The organism is Mesorhizobium sp. M0306 (assembly GCF_040321655.1).
Lineage (GTDB): Bacteria > Pseudomonadota > Alphaproteobacteria > Rhizobiales > Rhizobiaceae > Mesorhizobium.
Genome location: NZ_JAMYRY010000001.1, coordinates 198,409 through 220,852 on the forward strand (window position 1 = coordinate 198,409; position 22,444 = coordinate 220,852).

21 protein-coding genes and 1 pseudogene are annotated in these 22,444 nt (G+C 61.6%); 13 read left to right on the forward strand and 9 right to left on the reverse strand.

The features are described from left to right. The first annotated feature begins 104 nt into the window (after positions 1–104). Positions 105–362, forward strand: coding sequence for a hypothetical protein (locus tag NKI95_RS01085; protein WP_352713334.1), 258 nt, complete (start codon positions 105–107; stop codon positions 360–362). Between the two features lie 100 nt (positions 363–462). Here NKI95_RS01085 and NKI95_RS01090 read toward each other — a convergent pair. Next, positions 463–635 (reverse strand): annotated as a pseudogene (locus NKI95_RS01090) (FAD-dependent oxidoreductase); the annotation flags it as partial. Between the two features lie 88 nt (positions 636–723). After that, positions 724–2,055, reverse strand: coding sequence for a PQQ-dependent sugar dehydrogenase (locus NKI95_RS01095; protein ID WP_352713336.1), 1,332 nt, complete (start codon positions 2,053–2,055; stop codon positions 724–726). Between the two features lie 402 nt (positions 2,056–2,457). On the opposite strand from NKI95_RS01095, the gene NKI95_RS01100 reads away from it, so the two are divergent. Continuing rightward, on the forward strand, positions 2,458–3,417 hold the full coding sequence (locus NKI95_RS01100) for a DMT family transporter (RefSeq protein WP_352466839.1): 960 nt from the start codon (positions 2,458–2,460) through the stop codon (positions 3,415–3,417). A gap of 68 nt (positions 3,418–3,485) precedes the next feature. Here NKI95_RS01100 and NKI95_RS01105 read toward each other — a convergent pair whose 3' ends face one another. Then, complete coding sequence (locus tag NKI95_RS01105; RefSeq protein WP_352713339.1) at positions 3,486–4,724, reverse strand: ROK family transcriptional regulator; 1,239 nt, start codon at positions 4,722–4,724, stop codon at positions 3,486–3,488. A 101-nt stretch (positions 4,725–4,825) separates the two neighbouring features. Here NKI95_RS01105 and NKI95_RS01110 point away from each other — a divergent pair, with 101 nt between their 5' ends. Genes NKI95_RS01110 through NKI95_RS01140 form a run of 7 tightly spaced genes read left to right on the forward strand, consistent with a single transcriptional unit; the run spans position 4,826 to position 11,715 of the window. Continuing rightward, on the forward strand, positions 4,826–6,091 hold the full coding sequence (locus tag NKI95_RS01110; RefSeq protein WP_352466747.1) for an ABC transporter substrate-binding protein: 1,266 nt from the start codon (positions 4,826–4,828) through the stop codon (positions 6,089–6,091). 57 nt (positions 6,092–6,148) lie between these two features. Next, positions 6,149–7,087, forward strand: a complete 939-nt coding sequence (locus NKI95_RS01115) for a carbohydrate ABC transporter permease (protein ID WP_352713341.1) — start codon at positions 6,149–6,151, stop codon at positions 7,085–7,087. After that, the gene (locus NKI95_RS01120; protein WP_352713343.1) at positions 7,080–7,982 is read left to right on the forward strand and encodes a carbohydrate ABC transporter permease; all 903 of its coding nucleotides are present in this window, start codon (positions 7,080–7,082) and stop codon (positions 7,980–7,982) included. The genes NKI95_RS01115 and NKI95_RS01120 overlap by 8 nt, the downstream gene beginning before the upstream one ends. Positions 7,983–7,992: 10 nt before the next feature. Beyond that, entirely contained in the window at positions 7,993–9,090 is a 1,098-nt protein-coding gene (locus tag NKI95_RS01125; protein WP_352466744.1) for an ABC transporter ATP-binding protein, read from the forward strand. Positions 9,091–9,093: 3 nt separating this feature from the next. Then, complete coding sequence (locus NKI95_RS01130; RefSeq protein WP_352466743.1) at positions 9,094–9,867, forward strand: SDR family NAD(P)-dependent oxidoreductase; 774 nt, start codon at positions 9,094–9,096, stop codon at positions 9,865–9,867. Positions 9,868–9,904: 37 nt separating this feature from the next. Continuing rightward, positions 9,905–10,906 (forward strand): sugar phosphate isomerase/epimerase family protein, encoded by a 1,002-nt coding sequence (locus tag NKI95_RS01135; protein ID WP_352466742.1) that lies wholly within the window; start codon positions 9,905–9,907, stop codon positions 10,904–10,906. After that, positions 10,903–11,715 carry an SDR family NAD(P)-dependent oxidoreductase gene (locus NKI95_RS01140; RefSeq protein WP_352713345.1) on the forward strand — a complete coding sequence of 271 codons (813 nt, stop codon included), beginning with the start codon at positions 10,903–10,905 and terminating at the stop codon, positions 11,713–11,715. Before NKI95_RS01135 ends, NKI95_RS01140 begins: the two co-directional genes overlap by 4 nt. A 91-nt stretch (positions 11,716–11,806) precedes the next feature. Here the strand turns inward: NKI95_RS01140 and NKI95_RS01145 are convergent, their stop codons facing one another. Beyond that, positions 11,807–12,247: a DUF2267 domain-containing protein gene (locus tag NKI95_RS01145; RefSeq protein WP_352713346.1), complete on the reverse strand. Its 441-nt coding sequence runs from the start codon at positions 12,245–12,247 to the stop codon at positions 11,807–11,809. 182 nt (positions 12,248–12,429) lie between these two features. Here NKI95_RS01145 and NKI95_RS01150 point away from each other — a divergent pair, with 182 nt between their 5' ends. Continuing rightward, a complete protein-coding gene (locus NKI95_RS01150) occupies positions 12,430–12,855 on the forward strand; it encodes a VOC family protein (protein ID WP_352713348.1) in 426 nt (141 codons plus the stop codon). 775 nt (positions 12,856–13,630) lie between these two features. Further along, positions 13,631–14,194, forward strand: a complete 564-nt coding sequence (locus NKI95_RS01155; protein WP_352713351.1) for a hypothetical protein — start codon at positions 13,631–13,633, stop codon at positions 14,192–14,194. A 39-nt stretch (positions 14,195–14,233) separates the two neighbouring features. Here the strand turns inward: NKI95_RS01155 and NKI95_RS01160 are convergent, their stop codons facing one another. From NKI95_RS01160 to NKI95_RS01170, 3 genes are read right to left on the reverse strand one after another with little or no spacing between them, the layout of a single operon-like run. Continuing rightward, positions 14,234–14,908, reverse strand: coding sequence for a LuxR C-terminal-related transcriptional regulator (locus NKI95_RS01160; RefSeq protein WP_352713353.1), 675 nt, complete (start codon positions 14,906–14,908; stop codon positions 14,234–14,236). Then, positions 14,905–16,470 (reverse strand): sensor histidine kinase, encoded by a 1,566-nt coding sequence (locus NKI95_RS01165; protein ID WP_352713356.1) that lies wholly within the window; start codon positions 16,468–16,470, stop codon positions 14,905–14,907. The genes NKI95_RS01160 and NKI95_RS01165 overlap by 4 nt, the downstream gene beginning before the upstream one ends. A gap of 25 nt (positions 16,471–16,495) precedes the next feature. Then, positions 16,496–18,013, reverse strand: a complete 1,518-nt coding sequence (locus NKI95_RS01170) for a S10 family peptidase (RefSeq protein ID WP_352713359.1) — start codon at positions 18,011–18,013, stop codon at positions 16,496–16,498. 280 nt (positions 18,014–18,293) lie between these two features. Here NKI95_RS01170 and NKI95_RS01175 point away from each other — a divergent pair, with 280 nt between their 5' ends. Continuing rightward, on the forward strand, positions 18,294–18,797 hold the full coding sequence (locus NKI95_RS01175; RefSeq protein WP_352713361.1) for a hypothetical protein: 504 nt from the start codon (positions 18,294–18,296) through the stop codon (positions 18,795–18,797). 113 nt (positions 18,798–18,910) lie between these two features. Here NKI95_RS01175 and NKI95_RS01180 read toward each other — a convergent pair whose 3' ends face one another. Both NKI95_RS01180 and oiaX read right to left on the reverse strand, forming a co-directional pair. Then, on the reverse strand, positions 18,911–20,245 hold the full coding sequence (locus tag NKI95_RS01180; protein ID WP_352713363.1) for a four-carbon acid sugar kinase family protein: 1,335 nt from the start codon (positions 20,243–20,245) through the stop codon (positions 18,911–18,913). 4 nt (positions 20,246–20,249) lie between these two features. Beyond that, entirely contained in the window at positions 20,250–21,512 is a 1,263-nt protein-coding gene (oiaX, locus tag NKI95_RS01185) for a 3-oxo-isoapionate-4-phosphate decarboxylase OiaX (RefSeq protein ID WP_352713366.1), read from the reverse strand. A gap of 183 nt (positions 21,513–21,695) precedes the next feature. Between oiaX and NKI95_RS01190 the strand changes: the two genes are divergently transcribed. After that, on the forward strand, positions 21,696–22,409 hold the full coding sequence (locus tag NKI95_RS01190; protein WP_352713369.1) for a transcriptional regulator NanR: 714 nt from the start codon (positions 21,696–21,698) through the stop codon (positions 22,407–22,409). The last annotated feature ends 35 nt before the right edge of the window (positions 22,410–22,444 follow it).

Sequence of the window (22,444 nt, forward strand, 5' to 3'; positions counted from 1 at the left end):
TTGTGCCGTCGAAAGCCGCATGGGCCGGCCAGGCGCGAGTACCGTCTTCGCCGGCGTCTCAAGGCAGTCGACCACACGTTTGCGGTGCTCTAAGGGGGAAATCAATGAGATTGACGATTATTTGCGCGGCAATTGTGATTGCCATATCCACCGCCGCAGTTGCGCACGAGAAAAAGAGGGTGGTCAGTACAGCAGTAACGTCGGCCTGCGCCGACCTGTCGGGCAGCACGATCAAGAAAAACAGGAAAACAAAGGTGGATTGCAGTTCAACCGGAACTGTCTCCAGCGCGATTTCGAAAGACAAATCGGAGCCGCGCCTGGGCTATGAAACGGTTAATCCTGCAATCATATCGATCTATTAGCTGAGGAAACAGCAGGCCGGTCTATCGGGGTCCAGGCTTCGGGAGCAAGGCAAGGACCGACACGCGGCCACATTGCCTGCGGACCGTTCGTCGCGTGGTGGCTTAGGGTCGAAAACAGATCGAGCCGCGAAGCATCACCGGTGATCGCCTCAGCGAGCAGCGTGCCCGACAGCGTCGACAGGAACACCCCCTTGCCCGGATAGCCATGCGTGCAAAATAGACCTCGCCGTAGCGGCCGACATGCGGCAGGCGCGATGTCGTCACCTGGCATATGCATCGAAACCGTAGCCGAATGCAGCCATATCGGGCGTGGCGCCGTAGCCGAAGGCTGGTGAGGTCGGAATCAGAAAGGCACCTGCGCTCAACGGCCATTCGCCCGGCGGACCCGCCAGATGACGTTACCGACGTCGTCGGCGACGAGCAGTGCGCCAGTCTGATCGATAGCAACGCCGACCGGACGGCCCATCGCCTCGCCATTACGCCCGATGAAGCCAGTGAGCACATCTTTCGGAGGACCGCTCGGTTGGCCACCATGGAACGGCACGAAGATCACCTTGTAGCCGCTGTGCACGCTTCTATTCCACGAGCCGTGCTGGCCGACGAAGGCGCCGTTGCCGTAGGCCGGACCGAGCCGGGCGCCTTTGGAGAAGGTCAGTCCCAGCGAGGCGGTATGGGAGCCCAGGGCGTAATCGGGCTTGAGCGCTGTCGCCACGAGATCGGGGCGCTGCGGCTTGGCGCGTTCGTCGACGTTCTGTCCGTAGTAGCTGTAGGGCCAGCCGTAGAAAGCACCGTCACGAACCGAGGTCATGTAATCCGGCACAAGGTCGTCGCCGATCTCGTCACGTTCGTTCACGGCGACCCAAAGCTCGCCAGTTCCAGGATTCCAGGAGAGCCCGTTCGGGTTGCGCAGGCCCGAGGCGAAGACCCGAGTGCGGCGGGTCGACCGATCCACTTCAAGGACAGCGGCGCGGTTCTTCTCCGCGGCTATGCCATTTTCTCCAACGTTGCTGTTGGAACCAACGGCGACATAGAGCTTGCGTCCATCCGGAGTTGCTATCACGTCCTTGGTCCAATGATGGTTGAGGTCCCCGGCCGGCAAGTCGATGATCTTTTCCGGCGACGTGCTGACTCGGGTCTGGCCAGTGGAGTAGGGGAAAGCGACGAGCGCGTCGGTATTCGCGACAAAGAGCTTGCCTTTGGACAGCGTCATGCCGAAGGGCGAATTGAGGCCTTCCGCGAACGTCGTGCGCACATCCGCAATGCCGTCGCCATCGGTGTCGCGCAGGAGCGTGATGCGGTTGGCGCTTTTGGTCGCGGCGCCAGCCCGCTTCATAGCCAGGTCCATGAACACCTTTCTAAGACTGAAGCCTTCGTCATGCTTGGCAGGGGCATTGGTTTCAGCAACCAGCACGTCGCCGTTCGGAAGCACATGCAGCCAGCGCGGATGGTCGAGACCGGTGGCGAAGGCGTTCACTGTCAGCCCCTTCGCCGGGGTCGGCATACCTCCTTTCTGCCAGCCTTTCGCCTCGGCTATGTTAACAGTCGGGATCAGCGTCGGTCTTGGTTTCGGTAAGGTGGGGTTGGGGCCATAGCCGGTTATTGCCCCGGTTTTTTGCGCCGGAATGCCAGCGCAGCTTGCCATGACGGCGCCCAACACCGCTACGAGTACGCTTCCTCGGAAGCCGGCATGCATCGGACGTCCTCCGCATGGATTTGTGTCGCGCTCTTTGTGCAAACGGAAGTCAGTGGCTTATTCTTCCAATTGCTTCGAAAAAAACAGCGGCGCTAGTGATCCGAGGGCCAGGAATTCGCGACAGATCTGCTCTCGGCAGAAATATGGCGCGAGAAGATTGTGGCAACCGCGCGAATATCTGTCGCGCGATATGAATCTCAGATTCGTATCGCACGAAATCGATACGGCTTGCGCTTTTCGGTATCGAGTTGCTCATGGGCCAACATGCGTTCGAATGGAACGAGACCATGAACGGCGGGACCCCCAATGACCCACCAATTGCACTAGCTGGTGAAACAGCTGTTGCTGCTGCTTAGCAAGACGCTGCAGATCTGCTAAAATCTGCGGTGGGAGGAGACGGATATCCAATCGCTGCCTATAGCACATCCAAGTGTAGCGAAGGCGACACCCGACGCTTCACTTCCGCTCGCCTATTCCCTCGCGACGCTCTGCTGGCTCCTGTCGGCCGGCGTCTATATTGCCGCCAAGTGGGTTGCCCCCGAGATGCCGCCTTGGGCGCTCTGCTTTTGGCGGCTGGCGCTCGCCTGCGCGATCCTGCTGCCTATCGTCCATCGTCATCACGGGGCAATGCTCGTGCTGATCCAATCCCGGGTGATCGAGGTGCTGGTCATCGGCGCCATCGGGCTGACCTTGTGTCAGGGCATGATCTACACGGGCCTCAACTACACCAACGCGACAACCGCCGGCATCATCATGGCGCTGTCGCCGATCATGACCATGGTGCTTGCCCGCTTCGTGCTTGGCGAGCCCCTCGGTGTCTGGAAGGCGTTTGGAGCGCTGCTCGCTCTGGTCGGGATGGTGGTGATCGTGGCGCGCGGCGACCTTGCCGCGCTGATGCAGCTACAATTCAATCCCGGCGAATTGTGGATCGTCGGCAGCGCCTTTTGCTGGGGCCTCTACACTGTGCTGCTGCGTCGCGCGAAATTCGCTATCGAGCTTCTGCCGATGGTGGTCCTGCTGCTGGGAGCCGGCGCGCTGGCCGCACTGCCGCTTTATCTCTGGGAACTATTTTCCGGGGATCGTTCGGCGCTGCATGCGAACGGCCTTCTGGCTCTCGCCTATGTTGCCGGCCCGGGCGGCGCTCTGATGTACTATCTCTACAACCGTAGCGTCGAGGCGCTTGGCGCCGGGCGGGCCAGCATGCTGCTCTATCTGCAGACTGCCTTCGTCGCCGTGCTCGCTTATCTGTTCCTTGGCGAAAGCTTGCACGACTACGATCTCGCCGGCGCCGCCTTCATCGTCGCCGGCCTGCTGCTCGCCACCGCGATCAAGCCGAGGCAGCGCACGGTGCGTGTCGCGTAGGCAACATCAGCACCGCCGCTTCGGTCAGCAGCTCGTAAAATCAGAGCACCACCCGAAGCGAAGCCGGGTCACTGAAGTCGGCTGTTGTGGCGCAGCACGAGGCCGACCGCGCCGAGCAATGCATCGTTCTCCGTGTGCTTGCCAACGATTATCCGTGTGCGCAGCGCGGGCGCCACATCGCGGGACTTGATGAGCGTGTGGCGTTCGTATGACGCGATCAGTGGCGCCAGGAGAATGTCGCCCGCCAAGGCCATGCGGCCGCCGATGATGATGAGCGGCGGATTGAGCACCGAACCGATCAAGCCAAGGCCACGGCCGGCGAACTCGGCGGTGTCCTCGATCATCCGCAGCGCCCTCACGTCGCCCTGCTCGGCCATCATGATCACATCGTCCATCGTGACCGGCCGTCGCACGATGCGCGAAATCTGCTCGAGCGGCCGGGCAAAGCTGGCATAGAGCTCCAGGCATCCGCGATTGCCGCACCGGCAAAGGTCGCCGCCGGGATCGATGCTGATGTGCCCGAATTCGCCGGCGCCGCCGGCGATGCCGCTCACCAGCCGGCCGTGCTGCACAATGGCCCCGCCGACGCCCAGATCGACCTTGAACAGCACGAAGTCGTCCTGGCCGACGGCCGCACCCCACATCAACTCCGCAATGGCCGAGCAGTTGCTCTCATTGTCGGCGAAGATCGGCTGTTCGAGGACCGGCCCGAACACATCGCGGATGTTGACCCCGGCCCAGGTCGGAACGATACTCGCGCGCAGCACCACTCCTTCGCGGCTGACTGGGCCCGAGACGGAGACCCCAACCCCCAGGAGCCCCGCCATCGGCAGACCGTTCTCTTCGTAGCATCGGGCAATTACTGACTTGGCGAGCTGGGCCGCCTGCTGTGGCTGGTAGTCCAGACCCATGGGGATAGTTTGTTCGGCAATGAAAGAATGCGAGACATCGGCGACGACGCAGCGCATCTCGTCGAGGCCCAGATGGATGCCGACGCAGGTGCCCGCAGCAGGATTGAGCGTCAATGTCGCGGCAGGCCTGCCAATACCCCTGGCCGCGTCATGATGGGCCGAGGATTCGATCACCATCCCCGACTTTCTCAAGCCATTGAGCGCGGTTGAAACCGTCGACCGCGCCAAACCGGTAATGCGGGTAATTTGCGACGCAGAAAGCACGCCGCGCTCACGCAGGCATCGGACGATCAGGCTCTCCGGCGACGCGGACGGCCTGTCGATTAGCCAATTTCTAAGCGAAGGTTTGTTCATGATGAGCACAAAGCACGTTGACTGATAGCTCAAATATGTCATCTTGGAAAGAACGGAGATTACTGCATCTCACCGGCCACGACCTCAAATCGCGGGCCACAAGCGGTCGATACGAACCGTGCATCACATATGGGAGTGAAACGATGAAATATCTGAGGACGGCCTTTGCGGCCGCTACCGCCTTCACCTTGGCTACCGGAACAGCGCTCGCGGAGCCCAAGACCAACCTCTTGCATCAATGGGCCACCGGATCGGACGCCCAGGCTATCGCCAAGCTCGGCGAGATGTTTACCGCCAAGGGCGGCACCTGGCAGCAGACCTCCATCGCAGGCCATACGGCCAATACATTGGCCAAACTGCGTGCCGATGTGATCGCCGGCAACGCTCCTCCCGCTGTGCAGCTCAAGGGCCCCGAAATCGCCGAATGGAACGAGACGGGCATGACAGCCAATCTCGATGACCTGGCGAAGGCGGAAAATTGGGAGAAGGTCGTCGCTCCCGAATTGCTGCCGGTGATGAAGCCGACCGGGAATTGGGTGGCGGCGCCGATGAACATCCACCGCATCAACTGGCTGTGGGCATCGCCGAAGGTCATGAAGGACGCGGGCGTCACCGAGATGCCAAAGACATGGGCGGAATTCAACGCCGCCTGCGACAAGATCGTGGCCAGCGGCAAGATTTGCATTTCGCACTCGACCGCCGACTGGACCGACTCGACCGTCTTCGAAGTGGTCGTGTACGGTCAGGACCTCGATCTCTACAGGAAAGCTTTCGTTGAGGGCGACGTCGATGCCATGCGCAGCGACGGCATGGTCAAGGCCTTCGAGCAGTTCCGCACCATGACTTCGAAGTACATGGATCCCGGCATGAACGGGCGTGACTGGGATACCATGTCGCACCTGGTCGGCCGTGGCGAGGCCGCTTTCCACATCATGGGCGACTGGACGCTCGGCCTGCTGACGGCCGGCGGCTTCAAGGAGGGCACCGACTATATCTGCGCCCAGGCGCCGACCGATTGGGGCAAGCCTGGCTTCATCTTGAATTCAGACTCGGTCGTGTTCTTCAAGCAGAAGGACCCGGACTATATCGAGGGCCAAAAGCTGCTTGCGAGCACTATCTTGTCGCCCGAGTTCCAGACCATTTTCAATCAGACCAAAGGCTCGATACCGGCCCGTCTCGACGTCGATCTTTCGAACGGCTTCAATCCCTGCCAGCAACTCTCGCAAAAGGATCTGCAAGCCTCGATCGCCGCCGGCACGCTCGTGCGTTCGATGGCGCACAACATGACGGTGCCGCAAAAGGTCCGCGGCGCAATCATGGATACAATTACCGAGTTTGTGGCCACGCCGGATATGAGTGCGCAGGACGCGGCCAATGCGATGGCGGATGCGGCCCAAGCGCAGAAGTGACGCTGCCGATGATGGCCGGGGGCGAAGCGCCCGGCCAGACCTCGCCGGAGCAGCCCGATGTCCACCCATGATCTGATAGTACCAGCTGCAGCTGCCGCGGCCCGTCCGTGGCGCGAGCGCCTGGGCACGATGGTGCCCATTCTGGTGCTGGCGCCGTCGATAGCGGCGAGTTTCATCTATGTTTTCGTCTTCACGCTCTGGACGCTCTACATCTCGCTGTCCAATTCGTCGCTGTTGCCGACCTATGGGTTCGTCGGCCTGGACAATTACGCTTCGCTCTGGGCAAACCGGCGCTGGAACATCGCCTATACGAATCTCTTCCTGTTCAGCGGCTTCTATATCGTTGGCTCGATGGCGGTTGGCCTGCTGCTCGCCATCGCGATCGACCAGCGCGTCCGCGGCGAGGCGGTTTGGCGCACCATCTTCCTCTATCCGTTGGCGGTGTCCTTCATCGTCACCGGCACGGTGTGGAGTTGGCTGTATAATCCTGTCGACGGTATCCAGGCCTTCGTTCGAGGGCTTGGCTGGACCGACTTCAGCTTCGCCCTGACGGCCAACCGCAACACCGCGGTCTATGCGGTGATCATAACCGGTATCTGGCAGTCGTCCGGCTTCGCAATGGCACTTTTCCTGGCTGGTCTACGGTCCGTCGATCCGGATCTCGTCAAAGCCGCGCAAATCGACGGCGCGTCGGTTTTCCGGACCTATCGCAGGGTCATCCTGCCAACCATCGCTCCGATATTCCTGGCGGTGGCGGTCATTCAGATACAATTCGCCATCAAGACCTTCGACCTGGTGGCGGCGTTGACGCGGGGCGGGCCAGGTGTGTCCACCACCTTCCCCGCCATCTATGTCTACGACCTGATGTTCCAGCGCGGCCAAATCGGCGAGGGTGCCGCCGCGGCGATGATGATGCTCGCAGCGGTAGCGGTGGTGCTGGTGCCGTACTCCTTGTGGATTGTCTGGCGCCGGCGGGCGGAGGGCCGCAATGGCTGAAATTGCCCCCAATGCCCGTTTTGATCCGGAAGAAGCCGCTGCCACGCGCCGGCATTTCTGGAGCCGCTTCCTTGTCTATGCCGTGCTGACGCTTTTCGCGATCGTCTATCTCGTGCCGTTGCTGGTGGTGATCTTCAACTCATTGCGTGAGCAGTCGGAGATTGCCCGCAACGGCCTCATCTCCGTACCGCGCAGCTTCCGGTTCGATGCGTGGGCGCAGGCCTGGGGATCCTACTGTGTCAGCGGCACCTGCGAGGGCATGAAGCGCAATTTCTTCAACTCGCTGGCGATGACGATCCCCGCCACGATCATCTCGACCATTCTCGGCGCCATGAACGGCTACATCCTCTCCAAATGGCGCTTCAGGGGTTCCGAACTGATCTTCAATCTGATGCTGCTCGGCGTATTCATGCCCGGCCAGATTTCGCTGATGCCGTGGGCGTTGCTGCTCGGCAAGCTCGGCCTGACCAATTCCACATATGGGCTGGTGTTGATCCACGTCGTCCAGGGCATCTCGTTCACCACCCTGTTCTGCCGCAATTTCTACGTCAGCATACCGGACGACCTGATCAAGGCGGCACGCATCGACGGCGCCGGCTTCTGGCGGATCTTCCGCAAGATCATCCTGCCCCTGTCGCCGCCCATTCTGATCGTCACCGTCATCTGGCAGTTCACCGGCATCTGGAACGAGTATTTGTTCGGCGTCGTCTTCACATCAGGCCAGCAGCAGCCGATCACGGCGGCGTTGGTAGCACTCACGGCCGGCGGCACGACCGCACGTGCTTACGATGTGATGAGCGCAGCAGTGCTGATCGGCGCGTTGCCACCGCTGCTGATCTACCTGTTCGGTGGAAAATACTTCGTGCGCGGCCTCACCCAGGGCGCCATCAAATGAGGCGTCGCCCATGTCCGCGTTGACGATCCGCAACCTTCACAAGAGCTACGGCTCGCTCGAGATTCTTGCCGGCATCGATCTCGAGGCTAAGACCGGAGAATTCGTCGCCCTTGTCGGCCCGTCAGGCTGCGGCAAGTCAACCTTGCTCGCCATGATTGCCGGTCTCGAAACCGTCACGTCGGGAGAGATTTGGATCGGCGACCGGCTGGTGAACTCGGTGCAACCCAAGGACCGCGACATTGCGATGGTGTTTCAGTCATACGCCCTCTATCCCACGATGACCGTGCGCCAGAACATCACCTTCGGCATGGAAAGCCGAGGCGTGCCAAAAGCGGTGCAAGCGGAAGCTGTCCAGCGGGTTGCCGCACTCCTGCAGATCGAACAGCTGCTTAAACGCAAGCCCGGCCAGCTCTCGGGCGGCCAGCGGCAGCGCGTGGCGATGGGGCGTGCCCTCGTCCGCGACCCGAAGCTGTTTTTGTTCGACGAGCCCCTGTCCAACCTCGACGCCAAGCTGCGCGTCGACATGCGTACCGAAATCAAGAAGCTTCACCATCGCGTCGGCAAGACCACGGTGTATGTCACCCACGATCAGGTCGAGGCGATGACGCTTGCATCCCGCATTGCAGTGATGAACCAGGGCTCGGTACAGCAGTTCGACACCCCGAAGCGGATTTACGACCGGCCGACCAACATGTTCGTTGCCGGTTTCATGGGATCGCCGGCGATGAATTTCATTCCCGCCCGGCTTACGGGCTCGACCAGCATCTCGGTACGCGCCGCTGACGGCAGCGACGCCAGCCTCGCCCTTGCCGCACCGATGCCCGCCGGTGCGCCAAAGGACGTCGTGCTCGGTATCCGGCCGGAACACATCTACCGTTTCACGACCGACCTGAAGTCGCGCAAACCGGCTGTGGCGTCCATGCAGGCGCCGGTCGAACTGGTCGAGCCGACCGGGGCCGAGACGCTTGCCGTGCTCAGGCTTGGTGACCTGGAGATCACCGGCCGTTTCGAGCCGGACGACGCTCCGGTCATGGGCGAGACGATAATGCTGGGCATCGATATGTCGCGCGCCTGCCTGTTCGATCCAACAACCAAGGCGCTTCTGTAATCGATGTCCGTACAATTCGCGACTTATCCGAGCTTGACCGATCGGGTCGTGCTGATCTCCGGCGGCGCCTCCGGCATCGGCGCCGATATGGTCCGCGCCTTCGCCTCGAATAGCGCCCGGGTAGCCTTTCTCGATGTGCAGGATGAGCCAGCGGAGGCGTTGGTGCGCGAGCTCGGTGGTGCCGCCGGGCAGGCTCCCTTGTACCTCCATTGCGATGTAACCGACGTCGATGCGCTAAAGGCGTCGGTAGAAGGCGTGCGCGCGCGGCTTGGTCCGGTCGCGGTCCTGGTGAATAACGCTGCCAATGATCAGCGCCATCCCATAGACGCGGTAACGGCGGAATATTGGGACCGCAGCTTCGACGTCAATCTCCGGCATCACTTCTTCGCCGCCCAGGCAGTGCATCCGCATATGAAGGAACTCGGCTTCGGCTCGATCATAAATTTCTCTTCCATCGCCTGGCGGTTCGGAGCGGACCAGATGGTGGCCTATGCCACCGCAAAGGGGGCTGTGGTGGCGCTGACGCGTGCGTTGGCGCGGTCGTTCGGACCGGACAACATCCGCGTCAATGCAGTCGAACCCGGCGCCGTCATGACCGAGCGGCAGCGCGAGCTGTGGTTCAAGACGCAGGAGGCAGTCGACCAGACGGTGCAGCGGCAACTGATCCGCCGCGTCCTGCTGGGCGAGGAGATTGCACGGACAGTGCTCTTCCTTGCGGCCGACGACAGCCGCATGATCACCAAACAGTCCATAACCGTCGATGCCGGTCTGCGCTAGTGACGCCTCTCCGCTCTCCATTGGAACCGCCAAGCTGATGCTTCGTCTCGGCCTCAACCCCTACGGACTGACCTACCATCTCGGACTGCAGGGCCGCGGCACGCCGCGGCACAATCCGGACGGCGCGGGGCTGGAAGGCTTCATAGCACTGGCGCAGGAACTGGGCGCACGCACGCTCGAGATCTACGAACCCTGGTTGACCGAACTAACGGACGCCGAAATCGTCGCGCTGCGCAGGCGTCTTGCCGCGCTGGACATCGTCCCGGTGGTGAGCGGCGGACTGCTCGTGGCAGGTCCACTGGACAACGCCTTTCGGGCTGCGCGCCTGCTCGAGGCAACAACGATCCGTATCGCACTGACGCCCGTCCTGTGCGGCGACCGCAATGCGTGGGGCCGGAAATGGAGCGAATTCAACGCAACGATTCGCGCTGCCTTGACGGAATGGGGGCCGCGTGCGGCGGCGGAGGGCCGCGTGCTCGGCATCGAGAACCATCAGGACTTCGGCAGCGACGAACTGGTTGCGTTCTGCGAACTCGGCGGGCCGGGTGTCGGCATCACCTACGACACCGGCAACACCTTTCCTGTCGGCGAGGCGCCGCTTGCCTTCACGCGCCGGATCGCGCCCCATGTCCGCCACGTTCACCTCAAGGATTATCGCGTCCAGTTCACGGATGAGGGCTACCGCCTGGTCCGCTGCGCGATCGGCGACGGCGCCGTGCCATTCGCCGAACTGGCAGCCATCCTTGGCGAGCACCACGACACGCTGACGGCGGTGCTTGAGCCCGGCGCGCTGGAGGCCCGTCACGTTCGCTGTCTCACCGACGACTGGTGGAACGGATATGCGCCGAAGACCGCCCGCGAATTCGCGGCCTGCCTGAGTGCTGCGCGCCTGAACCGCCTTGCGGACGACGCCGACTACCGCACGCCATGGGAGCGCGATGATGACGGTGCGCTCGTTTCGTACGAGCTCGACATGATCCGGCGCAGCGCCGCCAACATGATGAAGTTCGATTTCATTGCAAAGGAGAAATCAGCATGACTGCCCGAGAACTCAGCGGCCTGACCGCCTTCGTGACCGGCTCGGGACGCGGCCTCGGCCGCGTGATGGCCGACCGCTTGGCCGAACTTGGCGCAAACGTCGCGGTCCACGACCTCGATTGGACCCGGCCATCTCAATATGGCGAATTCGCGGACCTCGGCGACTCTGCCAGGGGCTTGGAGAAGCATGGGACGCGCATCACCGCGGTCACCGGCAACATCGGCGACAAGCAGGCCGTCGCCGAAATGAGGAGGAAGATCGAGGCGGATCTCGGCGACGTGCACGTACTGGTCAACTGCGCCGGCGGCGACATCGGCGCCAAGGGCGTAAAGCCCAGTCCCAACAACGCGCTCGACATCGACTACGAAGACATCAAGGTTCTAACCGAGAACAACCTTATCGGCACGATGTTGGTCTGCCAGGCGTTCGTTCCGCCTATGGTCAAGCGCGGCTCGGGCTCGGTGATCAACATCGCCTCGGCGGCAGCGCATATCGGATGCTCGCCCGAAGTGGTCTACTCGACGCTCAAGGCAGCCGTCGTCCATTATACGCGCTGCCTCGCCAAGGAACTGATCGACGATGGCGTACGCGTCAATGCGGTGAGCCCTGGCGCCACCAAGACGGCACGGTTCCAGGCGAGCCGCGTGGTCGATCCGCAGCGCATGGATTCGAGCAAGAAATCGCTGAACCGATATGCGGAGCCTGAAGAGATCGCCGAAGCGGTGGCCTTCCTCGCCGGTCCGCGCGCGCGCTTCATCAACGGACAGGTAATCCGCGTCGACGGCGGCTTCACACTCTTTCCAGGTTAAGCTGCGACCGTCCATACCGGCTGAGAACTTCGCCATTGAGCGTGGCGCGAAGTCCGGTCCCGTGCGCTCCACTAACCTCTGACTTTAGCCGCTATTTGACGCCCACGCTTTCAGGCCAGAGGGCCTGGATTTCCTTTGGCAGCGCATCCCGCACCTTTGCCGACTGGCCAAGGTCGATATGCCGTGCAAGCACGCGAAATACCGAGCGTACCGCATCCTCGGGATCGACAGGACGGGTCGATTTCAATTCCTCGGCGATATGTTGCAGGAACTCCTCGAGCGAGCGTGTCTTGTCGGGCATGTCGGCGGGCCGGTAGCGATCATAGTAGGCGCCGCGCACGAGCAGCGGCAGTTCCGCCCCCAATTTCGCCACCAGTCCGATCTGTAGCCTGTCCCGAAGGGTTCGCAGAACGGCGCCCAATGTGTGCCAGGCGACATGGCGATCAGGACCAAGATCCGCCATGATCTCGTCGAGCCAGATGTTTGTTATTTGCAGCGTTCTGTCAAAAACGTCCAAGCCGGTTGCGCTCATCGTCGCCTCCTCGAAAAGTTCTGCGGGCGAAACGGCGACCGGAGATAATTGTTTCGTGGTCCTGTGAAAATGTCCGGCGTGGGGAGCTTTGGCCGACCCGGCCTTGAAATCTCCGATCGAACCCTGGATCTCTTGACTGATTGAGCGGCCCGCGCCGACAATGGCATTGGGAAGATGGCGGGATGTCGCCCACGGTGTTCGGCACCACTTGGCAATCAAGCTGCGAAAGGGCTGTCATGGATTGGAAGCTGGAACTAGTCCCGGTCCCCGTATCGGACGTCGATAGAGCAATCGCCTTTTATGTTGGCAAGGTCGGCTTTCATCTCGATCACGACCACACCGTAAGCGACGAGATACGTTTCGTGCAATTGACGCCGCCCGGTTCGGCCTGTTCGATTGCCATGGGCAAGGGCCTCGTCGACAGCCCTCCGGGATCCATAAGGGGCCTGCAACTGGTCGTGCCCGATATCGATGAGGCTCACCGGTACCTGGCCGCTCAAGGCATTGAGGTCAGCGATATCAAGGATTTTCCCTGGGGCAGATTTGTCTTCTTTGAGGATCCCGACGGCAACACCTGGTCTGTCCAGCAACTTCCACCTCGCAGCTGAGGCGGCGCGCTACTGTGTCGGGCACCATGCCGTGTTGAAATAGTCCTCGGTGCCGGTGCCGATAAAAGCAATCGCCAAAAGAAAAGGCCGGACTGTTGAGCCCGGCCAAGCGTGAAGGTCTGTAACCTCGAGAGGGGAACGCGCCGGACGCAATGGGAGGACATCCGACGCAGCTTAGATATGGGTCTGTATTGGTGACGTTTCAACGACATAGCAGTGGACCAACGTCGCTGTTGCCATAGTGCCAGGAACGCAAAGCATTCGAAGGAAGCGGTGGATCGCAGCCGCCAGGTGGATACAAAGGGCGCCGAACGCAGGGCGGGGTCCATTGCTCCTGGTATTGGACTTCAGTCTGTAAGACTGTCGACCAAGGACCTGCACGGCCAAACTTTGGTCCGAGGCTGCTATCGCAAAAGCCCGAAAGGCGACAGTTTCAGGAACCGAGTTCCGATGGCCCCGTTGCGATGCCGACTGTTACAGGAGGCCGCTATGGACCCGAGCGTTCACCAGGCACGTTGGCTGCTTTTTCCGTTATTTGGCCTTTGTTTCGGGATCACGGCAATTGGATTCATAGTTGGCTGATGGTGGGAAGTCGGCGCTTTCGCAGAGACGCAACCAAAGGAAGGCAAAAAACTTGCGCAGTAAATAGTCCCTTCCTGCGCTAGCGAGACCCACCAGTTACCATCGTGGAACTGGTGGGTCTTGACGTCCCGGATGCAAACCATTGTTTTAAGCATCACACGAATTCGAACAGGAGGCAGTACGACAGAGCCGTATGGTTAAGGGCATTTCCGACATGCGACTGGCAAGTTCATTGATGATGACCCGGAGACGAAGGACCGGATCTTCACGAGGACGTCGTGTCGGCATTTCTGTAGTCGTGTTGACTTTCATTCTCGTCGTCAGCCCCTATCGCGTCATGTTCGACGGACCGTCGCCGACGCTCGGCCCGCAAACTGGCTGGGCCAAAGATGGTGGTAATGGCAGCGGGAACGGCAATGGGAACGGGAACGGCAATTCCGGCAATCCAGGTGGAAACTCTGGCAATTCAAACTCGAATAGCAATGCGGGCAAGGACAAAGCAAAGTCGCAGGAGGACAATCCCCCTGATCTGGCCCCTGCGGCAAACCCCGACAGCAAGCCGAAACTCTTCATCAATGCAACCACGGGAGACCGGGTCGAGGTGAGCGGGCCGAGCATTGGCGTGGTGCATTCGAACGGCCTCAGCGAGCGCATTGATAGCGGCCAATATGAAATGCGAGATGCCAAGGGCCGCACCATCATTCGGCGCCTGGCGACGCGTTCCGATCGGGACAGGTTGCTTGAAATGATCAACTGAGGGCCAGTTCACATAGCCGCGCCGTGCGGCAATTTCGGCTCAAGCATGATCGCGAACAGGCGGATGCCGGCGCTCAGTCGCGTCGCGCAAGGTCATCGCGGCTTCGGTCCTGTTGCTGACGTTGAGCTTGGCCAGGATTCGCGTCATGTGGTGCTTTATCGTTTTCTCATGCAGGTTCAGCCGAAGCCCGATCCGCTTGTTGCTCAGTCCCGCGGCCACCAGCGTCAGGATCTCCCTTTCGCGGCTGGTGAGTTCGGCAAGTCCGTCAGCTTTCGCCGGCTCATTTGATTGAGCCGACAGATCGGCCAACAGGCGCGCCGACAATTGTGGACAGACATATCGTTCGCCCGACGCTACCGTGCGCAGGATCGCAGCCAACGTCCTCGACCCGACCCCCTTCAGAACATAGCCCCTTGCCCCGCTCTGCAACGCGGTCATCACGTGCTGGTTTTCTTCCGAAACGGTCAGCATCACAATTTTCAGTGCCGGATGCCGCTCCAGGGCCGGTCCGATCACGCCAAGGCCACCTCCAGGAACCGAGATGTCCATCAGCAGAATGTCGGGCCGCTGGTCTTCGATTATCCGCAGGGCATCGTCTCTGCTGCTTCCTTCACCGACGATCTCGAACCCGCCGATCTGATCGAGCGTGCGCACAACGCCTTCCCTGAACAGCGGGTGGTCGTCGACGATGGCGAGTTTGATGGCTACTGTCATGTCTGCCCCATTTCAACGATGTTGAGGGCCATTCTTACGACTGTGCCACTCTGTGAGGAAGTCACGGTAAACTGGCCCCCGAGGCTTTCCACCCGCTCGCGCAGCCCAACGAGTCCCAGCCTCTCGGGACGCACGATTTGCGGGTCAAACCCAGCGCCGGCGTCGGACACTTCGATACAAACGCGCTCGCCGTCGAAATGTTTCTCGACCGACTGACCTTCACCTCCGGCATGGCGGAATCCATTGTTCAGCGCCTCCTGGACGAAGCGGAAGATGCAGATCTTGGCCGCTGGCGACAACGGCGTATGGCCGCCGGTCATCGATAATCTCACTTTGACGCCGGTTCGTTCTTCGTGCGCCTGTACGGCAAGCTGGAGAATCTCACCCAGTTCGGCATGCTCGATATGCGGCAGGACAAGGCCCTTGCTGATGCTCCTGATCTCGCGCATGGCATTGTCCAGATGTGCTTTGATGGCCAGCAATTCCTGTGCACGCTTCGATTGCGTCGTAGCGGGATCGCCAATGACGGGGCTGTCGATCCCCAGCGCCGCGAGAGCAACCAGTTGCGCGGGGCCATCGTGCAAGTCCGCACCGATGCGCCTGAGATAGCGTTCGTTAACTGCGGTGGCACGCTGCGAGGCACGCTGCACCCGCAGCCTCAACAGTCTGTTTTGAGCAAGCAGATCGGAAAGCTCGGCAATGCGCTGCTTCAACGAGCGGCTCTGCGAACTGATCGTGCGGCTGCCACGGAACACGATTGCCGACAGTCCGAGAAAGAAGGCCGCTGTGACGGCGGCAACGTCCAGCCAGGTTCGAATGAGTGCCTGATGCAGGTTTCTTTCAAAATCAGTGGCGACCTCGTAGAATTCCGAAACGGCCACCACTTCCCCCGACCATGGCTGCAGCACCGGATTGTAGATCTCGAGGAGATGCAAGCCGCTGGCTCTTTCGGCCTCGCTGTCCGGATCGTCGAGCTTGTCGAACTCCGAAACCATTTGGCCTGCGAATGCCGCCCGGAGATTGTCGCTGGGTTCAAAGCGCTTGCCCATCAATGTCTTGTCGGTCGAATACAGGATGGTTCCGTCGCGACGCCAGAGCTTGAACGATTCGAGCCTTGTGCCGAGTGCCCCTTGTCCCAGCGTTTCATCGAGCGCGTGGGCGACGCTCTCGTCGAGGACTTCGCTCTTGCGCATATCCGGAAGCAGCGGCGCGATAACGCTGTCCACGTAAAGAGCTGTAGCGGATGCCGAATTCTGCGTGACCACGGCTTCTATTTGGCTCGTGACTGAAATCCCCACCACCACCATGGCCGACAGGGAGAATAGACCACCCGCGAGCAGGAACTGCGTGGCCAGCGACAGCGCATTCCAGCGGTCGACGAGGCTTGGCAGCCTGTGTGGCCTGGTATTCCGAATGGCCCGCTCGGCAGCACGCCGCACCAGTGGCGCGATTCTGGAGAGCCGGCTAATCCGCTGTCGAACGTCGCTAAAAGACGCCATCGTAGGTGTGTAACCGATCAATCGCGATGGAACTAGGGCCTGATGAGAGGGCGAACAGCGCATCCGGCGCTTTTTTGCGCAAACCGTCTCATTGCGTCGTTCGGTAAAGCTCGGACGCGGCCTGCTTCAGTGCCGCCCGTCCATCCGGCCTCAGATACATCATGTGCCCGCCCTCCAGCACCTCGGTGCGAATGGGCTTTGCGCCGGCAAGCGAAGGAATTTGACCAAGCAGGTAGCGCGAGCCCATGTACGGCGTCACCAGGTCGCTGTAGCCGTTGACGATCAGCACGCCGAGGCTGGGGTTCAGCGTGCGCGCCTGCTGAAGGTCGTCCATGACACCCGCATAGCCCTGACGCGTCGGGCTCGTTCCATAGTCCCAATTGCCGCTGACTTCGCGGTTGAGAAGCCGATAGCTGATATCCGTGCGGAAGTTCAATTCATCACGCACATAGCCGACGAAAGCGGAGGTGAGCGCCGGCACGCTTCGATCGAGCACCGGATCGGGACCCTCGACTCCCAGGCTCTCTGGCGCCACGTCCGCTGTAGCGATGTTGCCGTCATAGGCGCTGAGAACATTGCCCTTTGCCCGTGCAAACTCCTTGGCGAAGAGCCCTATGGGAATGCGTGCAAAGTGCCGCTGGACGAGATCGAGCGGCAGACCGGTGATTGCGGCGACACGCTGGCTCGCCAGGCGTCCACCCTGCTCCAGCCCACCGGCCAGCGCGGCCAGATAATCGCCGAGCGCATAGCGTTCGACTTCGGCCAGCCGCTCCTGCAGAGCCGGGCCGGAAACGCCTTCGCTGTGCAGGCGCACTGCCGCCAGCGACGGCAGTTCCAGCGCCCAGTGGAGCGGCTGGAACTCGTCCGGGCGCACCAGCGTGAATTCGAGCGCCGGCGAAATCAGCACGACGCCGCTCGGGCTGATGCCGATGTCTTCCTGAAGCTTTCTGGCGAGCAATGCTGCTCGGAAGCCGCCATAGCTCTCGCCAGCCAGGAAGACAGGCGATGCCGTTCGGTTCGTCTGCGCCAGATAGAGCCGGATAAACGCGCCTATCGACGCGGCGTCCTGGCTGACGCCCCAGAAGCTGTGTGCTTCCGTGCCGGGCGCTTCACGGCTGTAACCGGTTCCGACAGGGTCCACAAAGACCAAGTCGGTCATGTCAAGCCAAGTGTCGGGGTTATCGAACAGCCTCTGTGGCGGCGGCAGGAAACTTCCATCGGCCGCAGTCGCCAGGACCCGCGGACCGAGCGCGCCGAGATGAAGATATGCGGAAGCTGCTCCCGGACCGCCATTGAACACGAAGGTGATCGGGCGCCGCGGATCCGGTCCCATGTCTTTCCCGGGGTGCAGAGCATAGGCGACATAGAAAATCTCGGCGGTGATATCGCCTTTGCCGGACGGCAATGACAGCGTGCCGGCCTTGGCCTCGTAATCGAGCGTGCGTCCGGCAATGGAGATCGAATGATCGGAAGTCTGCGGCGGTGGCAGGAGCGAGAGAACCCCGCCCGTGGGCGGCGGCCGCTGGGCCGTCTCCGCATGACCGACCCCGGCGCCGGCAGCCAACAGCAGAAGAGCGAGGGCGATTTCTTGCAGCTTGATAGGCATGACGTCTCCGGAACAATTGGCTGGAAACTAGCACACCGTCGGCCGAACCAAAGTCACAGCACCGTGCGTCAGTACATCTGACAAGAAGGGGTCGGGTTTGGAAATCCGATGCCCAGGCGGAAGATAGGGCGCGAGGGTCACGGCGGCAGCCTCAACCTCTTGCAGCGGATGCGTGCGGCGGAATGGCGGACCAAACGACTTCGTGAATTTTGTGCCGGTTGACTCGATTGGCCCACTTCCTAAGTTGGCATTCGGGGCTCCCGTGCAATCCGAAGTTGGTATGACATCTTTCCACACCCGAAAGCTTGCCCTTCTCCTTCTATCGGCAAGCGCCTTCATCCTGTCTTCCTGCGTCATGCCAGACGACACGTCGAGCACTGCGAAGGAGGACGCCACGGCGGCGGCAGCCCGCAAGGAGATGGTCGGCCTTAGCGAGGCGGACGTTCGAATGTGCGCCGGCTTTCCGACCGCCACTGCCGCTGTCGGCAAATCCGGCCAGATCTGGACCTATCAGCGCGTCGTTCAACGCGGCAATCTCAACATTGTGGTTCCGACCGTGGCCATTGGCCCGGTCCCTGCGCTCGGAGGTTCCGTCAACGTCGCCCCCGGCGGCTATTGCAACACACAAATTCGAATGGTTGACGGTCATGTTGCTGAGGTTGCCTACGCCGGCGACAACAACCTGCCGAACAACCGCGATGCGCTCTGTGTCAGCACGGTGGACGCCTGTGTCGCTTATGCCCGTCAGTATCATCCAAGCAGGGCAATAGGCCGTACAAGATAGCGGGATGAGTGGCATTGCCGCTGATCTGAACGCCTGAGGTTTCTGGTTTGCCGACTAATGATTATCCTAGATCTCGATTGAGCATCACCGATTTGACCTGATATTCCCCGCTCTCAACCGCCGACCCCATCGCGAATAGCGGAGAAATAGCGGTCGGTTCCGACCTGCCCGCCCTTGAGGGCAATTTCCAGCCCGTCGATCGCCTTGATGCGCGAATGCGCCACACAAAGCGGCGAACCCGGCGATGCCGGCAGCGGCATTCGCACCGTCAGCGCGTCGACGCCCATCTGGCCCAGTGCATGGCTCGACGTGTCGCCGCCGGCGATGACCACGCGCAGTAGCTTCTCTTGAAGCGTCAGTTCGCGGAGAAGCTCGCCAAGGCCGCGGCCGAGCTTATGGCGGGCGCCTTCCCGGAGATCGATTTCAGCACCGCGGTCGGCCGCAGGTCCGAGCGCGGTGTAGAGGATGACGCTCCGCCCGGCCCGTAGGCTGGAGCGGCCGGTTGCAACCGCGCGCACAATAGCGTCGTTCGAAGCCTCGGAAACCAGTTCGACCGGGTCGAGCTCGATCCCGTCGAAGCCTTCGGCCAGGGCATGCCGGATCTGTCGTTCCGTCGTCGGCGAGCAGCTCCCCGAGACCACGGCGATCCTGCCGGCAGCGCCCGGCGGCGAAAAGGCGGGTTTGGCATCCACGATCCGGTTCGATGCCCATTCGGCCAGCAAGGCATATTCGATGCCCGAAGAGCCGACGACGAAATAACCGCCCGGCTTGCGAGCGCGCCAAATCTCCTTGCCGGCAAGCGCCTGGGTTTCCGGGCTATCGACATCGACAAGCACGATACCTGTGCCATTCTCCACAAGCCGGTCGAATGCTTCCGACCGCGACGCAGACTGCAGCGTCGCCAGGTCGACCAGCCCAGACCTGAGGTCGGTCTGGCGCGACAGATGGATCAGCAGGTCGGATTCGTCCATCGGCGTGGTCGGATGGCGGCTCATCACGGGATGGCGGTCGATGCGGAAATATTTTTCGCGATAGGCCGCGAAGAGATGACCGAAGGCGGTGTAGCGCTTCAGCTGCGGCGCGCCGACCACCAGCGGCACGCTGCCTTGCCGGAAAACCGAGCGGCCGATCTCGATCGCCCGGCCGATGCTGCCGATCGCCGGGCTGGAATCGAAGGTCGAGCAGACCTTGTAGTGGCAGATCTCGGCGTTGACGGTCTTCAGCCAGGCGAAGGCATCTCGCAGATGCGTGTCCATCCACAGCGGTGTCTCACTGCGGCTGGTGCCGGCCAGCCCGAGGGCGCGGCAATGCGCGAATTGCGAAAGCAGCGCCTCGTCCGGCCGGCGCATGAACAGCACGGTCGGCACGCCGCCGAGCTCGAGCGCCTCCATGACGTCGGTGGAGCCGGTCAGGTCGTCGCCATAGTAACTCAGAAGCAGGTTTTGCATGGCGTCAGGCCGCCTCGCCGCCGCCGAACTTCTCGATCGACCGCGCCAGCTCGACATGGCCCAAGGCATAATCCGCCAACGGAATGTCTTGGACCGCTGCTTGCCAGGCTTGCTGCACGGCGCGGACGCCGGCGCCCGGCCCGTCCGGGTGGCTGACGATGCCACCGCCGCAGAGATAGAGAAGATCGACCGTCCGGCCGGTTCGCTGGAAGGTTTCAGGCGCCTGCCCGCCCCACTGGCCGGAGCCGGCGACCGGCAATGCGCAATCGGCCGGCGAAAAGATCGGCGTGGTCACCGCCTTGAAGGATTCGACAAAGGACCAGTCGGGTTCCCAGTATTTCGAGGCGATGCCGTTGATCTGGAACTGGTCGACGCCGAGCAGCCGCCAGAACTGCTGCCAGACCTTGAAATCCATACCGAGGCCGGGATGACGGGTGAGAATGTCCCAGCCATTGCGGTGGGCATGGAGCACCAGGCTGGAGCGTTTTCGGAGGTAAGCCATACCGCCGAAACCGATCGAATTGATGTTGACCACCGCGCAATTGCCGCCGGCCTTTGCCACCAGGTCGTGGTTTCGCATCATCTCGTCGGGATCGGCATGTGAGATGCCGAAGGCATACATGACCTTCTTGCCGGTCTTCTGCTCGTGGTCGACGATCAGCGGCATGATTGCCCTCACCCGCTCCGACAGCGGTGAATAGGCCGGGCTCATCAGCTTCTCGTCATCCTTGATGAAATCGACGCCGGCGGCAATCAATTCTTGCACCATCGCGGCCGTCTCGTGCGGGCGGAGCCCCAGCGCCGGCTTGACGATGGTCCCGATGATCGGACGACCCGCGACGCCGGTCAGCGTGCGGCTGCCTGCGACGCCGAATTGCGGACCCGGATGCGTGCCCCGGTACTCCTCGGGTAGCTTCATGTCGACCACACGAATGCCGGACAGGCCCTTGATCGAAAACGTGCCGCCGATGGCGATAGTCATCAGCGCCGACAGGTCGGTGCCGATGGCGTCCAGCGGAAACGCGATGTCGACGTCGGCGCGCTTGACCGGGCCGTTGCTGGCTTCGGGGCAGGTTTCGGGAAGAGACGGCCGATCCGCATCCGGCAGATGCCGTATCGCCAGGACCCGCGCCGCGACCCTGGCCTTGAGTTCTTCGGTCTCGCCGGCCAGCGCGACGAAGGTTCCGGTCGACTGGTCGCTTGCGATCTTGGCCGCCAGCGCCTCGATATTGCCGGGCGTTTCGATGCGATAGGTGAGAACAATCATATTTGCGCGGCCTGTCAGGGTGGTTCGAAAAAGGTTCCTTGGCCCTCGAAATCTGGTATAATGAGTACATAAGCATTGCAAGCCCTATCCGGCTTGGCAGGTAAGGGCGAGCCGGCAACAGGCGTTCCGGGATTCACGGCGGAAATGCTAGGTATAGGCCGGTCAAAGGAGTGATTCGCGACGATGAACCGTTCGGAGCCGATCGTCCGGCGCAAGCTTTCCGACGAAGTATTCTTGAGACTGAAGCGCCTGATCACCAGCGGCGAATTGCTGCCGGGTGACGACATGCCATCGGAGCGCGAATTGATGGAGCGCTTCGAGGTCGGCAGGCCGGCGATCCGCGAGGCGATGCAGGCGTTGAGCAATATGGGACTGGTCGCGATCTCGCATGGCGAGCGGGCCAAGGTGCTGCAGCTGACCGCCAAGTCGATCATCAAGCAGGTCGACGGCGCAGCCAAGATCATCCTGTCGTCATCGAAGGACACGCTCGAGCACCTCAAGAACGCGCGCATCTTCTTCGAGCGCGGCATGGTCAAGGAAGCTGCAGAAAAGGCCACAGCCGAGGACGTGCAGCGGCTGCGGGCAACGGTCGCCGAGCAGCGCAGCCATCGTGGCGACTCGGAAGCCTTCATATCCGCCGACATGAAATTCCACACCCAGATCGCGGCAATATCCGGCAACCCGATCTATGTCGCCGTCAGCGAGGCAATGCTTGGCTGGCTAAAGGAATACCACACCGAAATGCTGATCTGGACCGGCAAGGAAAAGTTCACGCTGACCGAGCACGAAGAGATCATCGGACGCATCGAAGCCAAGGATGTGGATGGCGCCGAGAAGGCGATGATCAAGCACCTCGAACGCTCGCGTGCGCTCTACGTGATGAACTCCGGAAACTGAAAATCTAGAGCAAGGTCCCGACCGGCGTAGCGGCC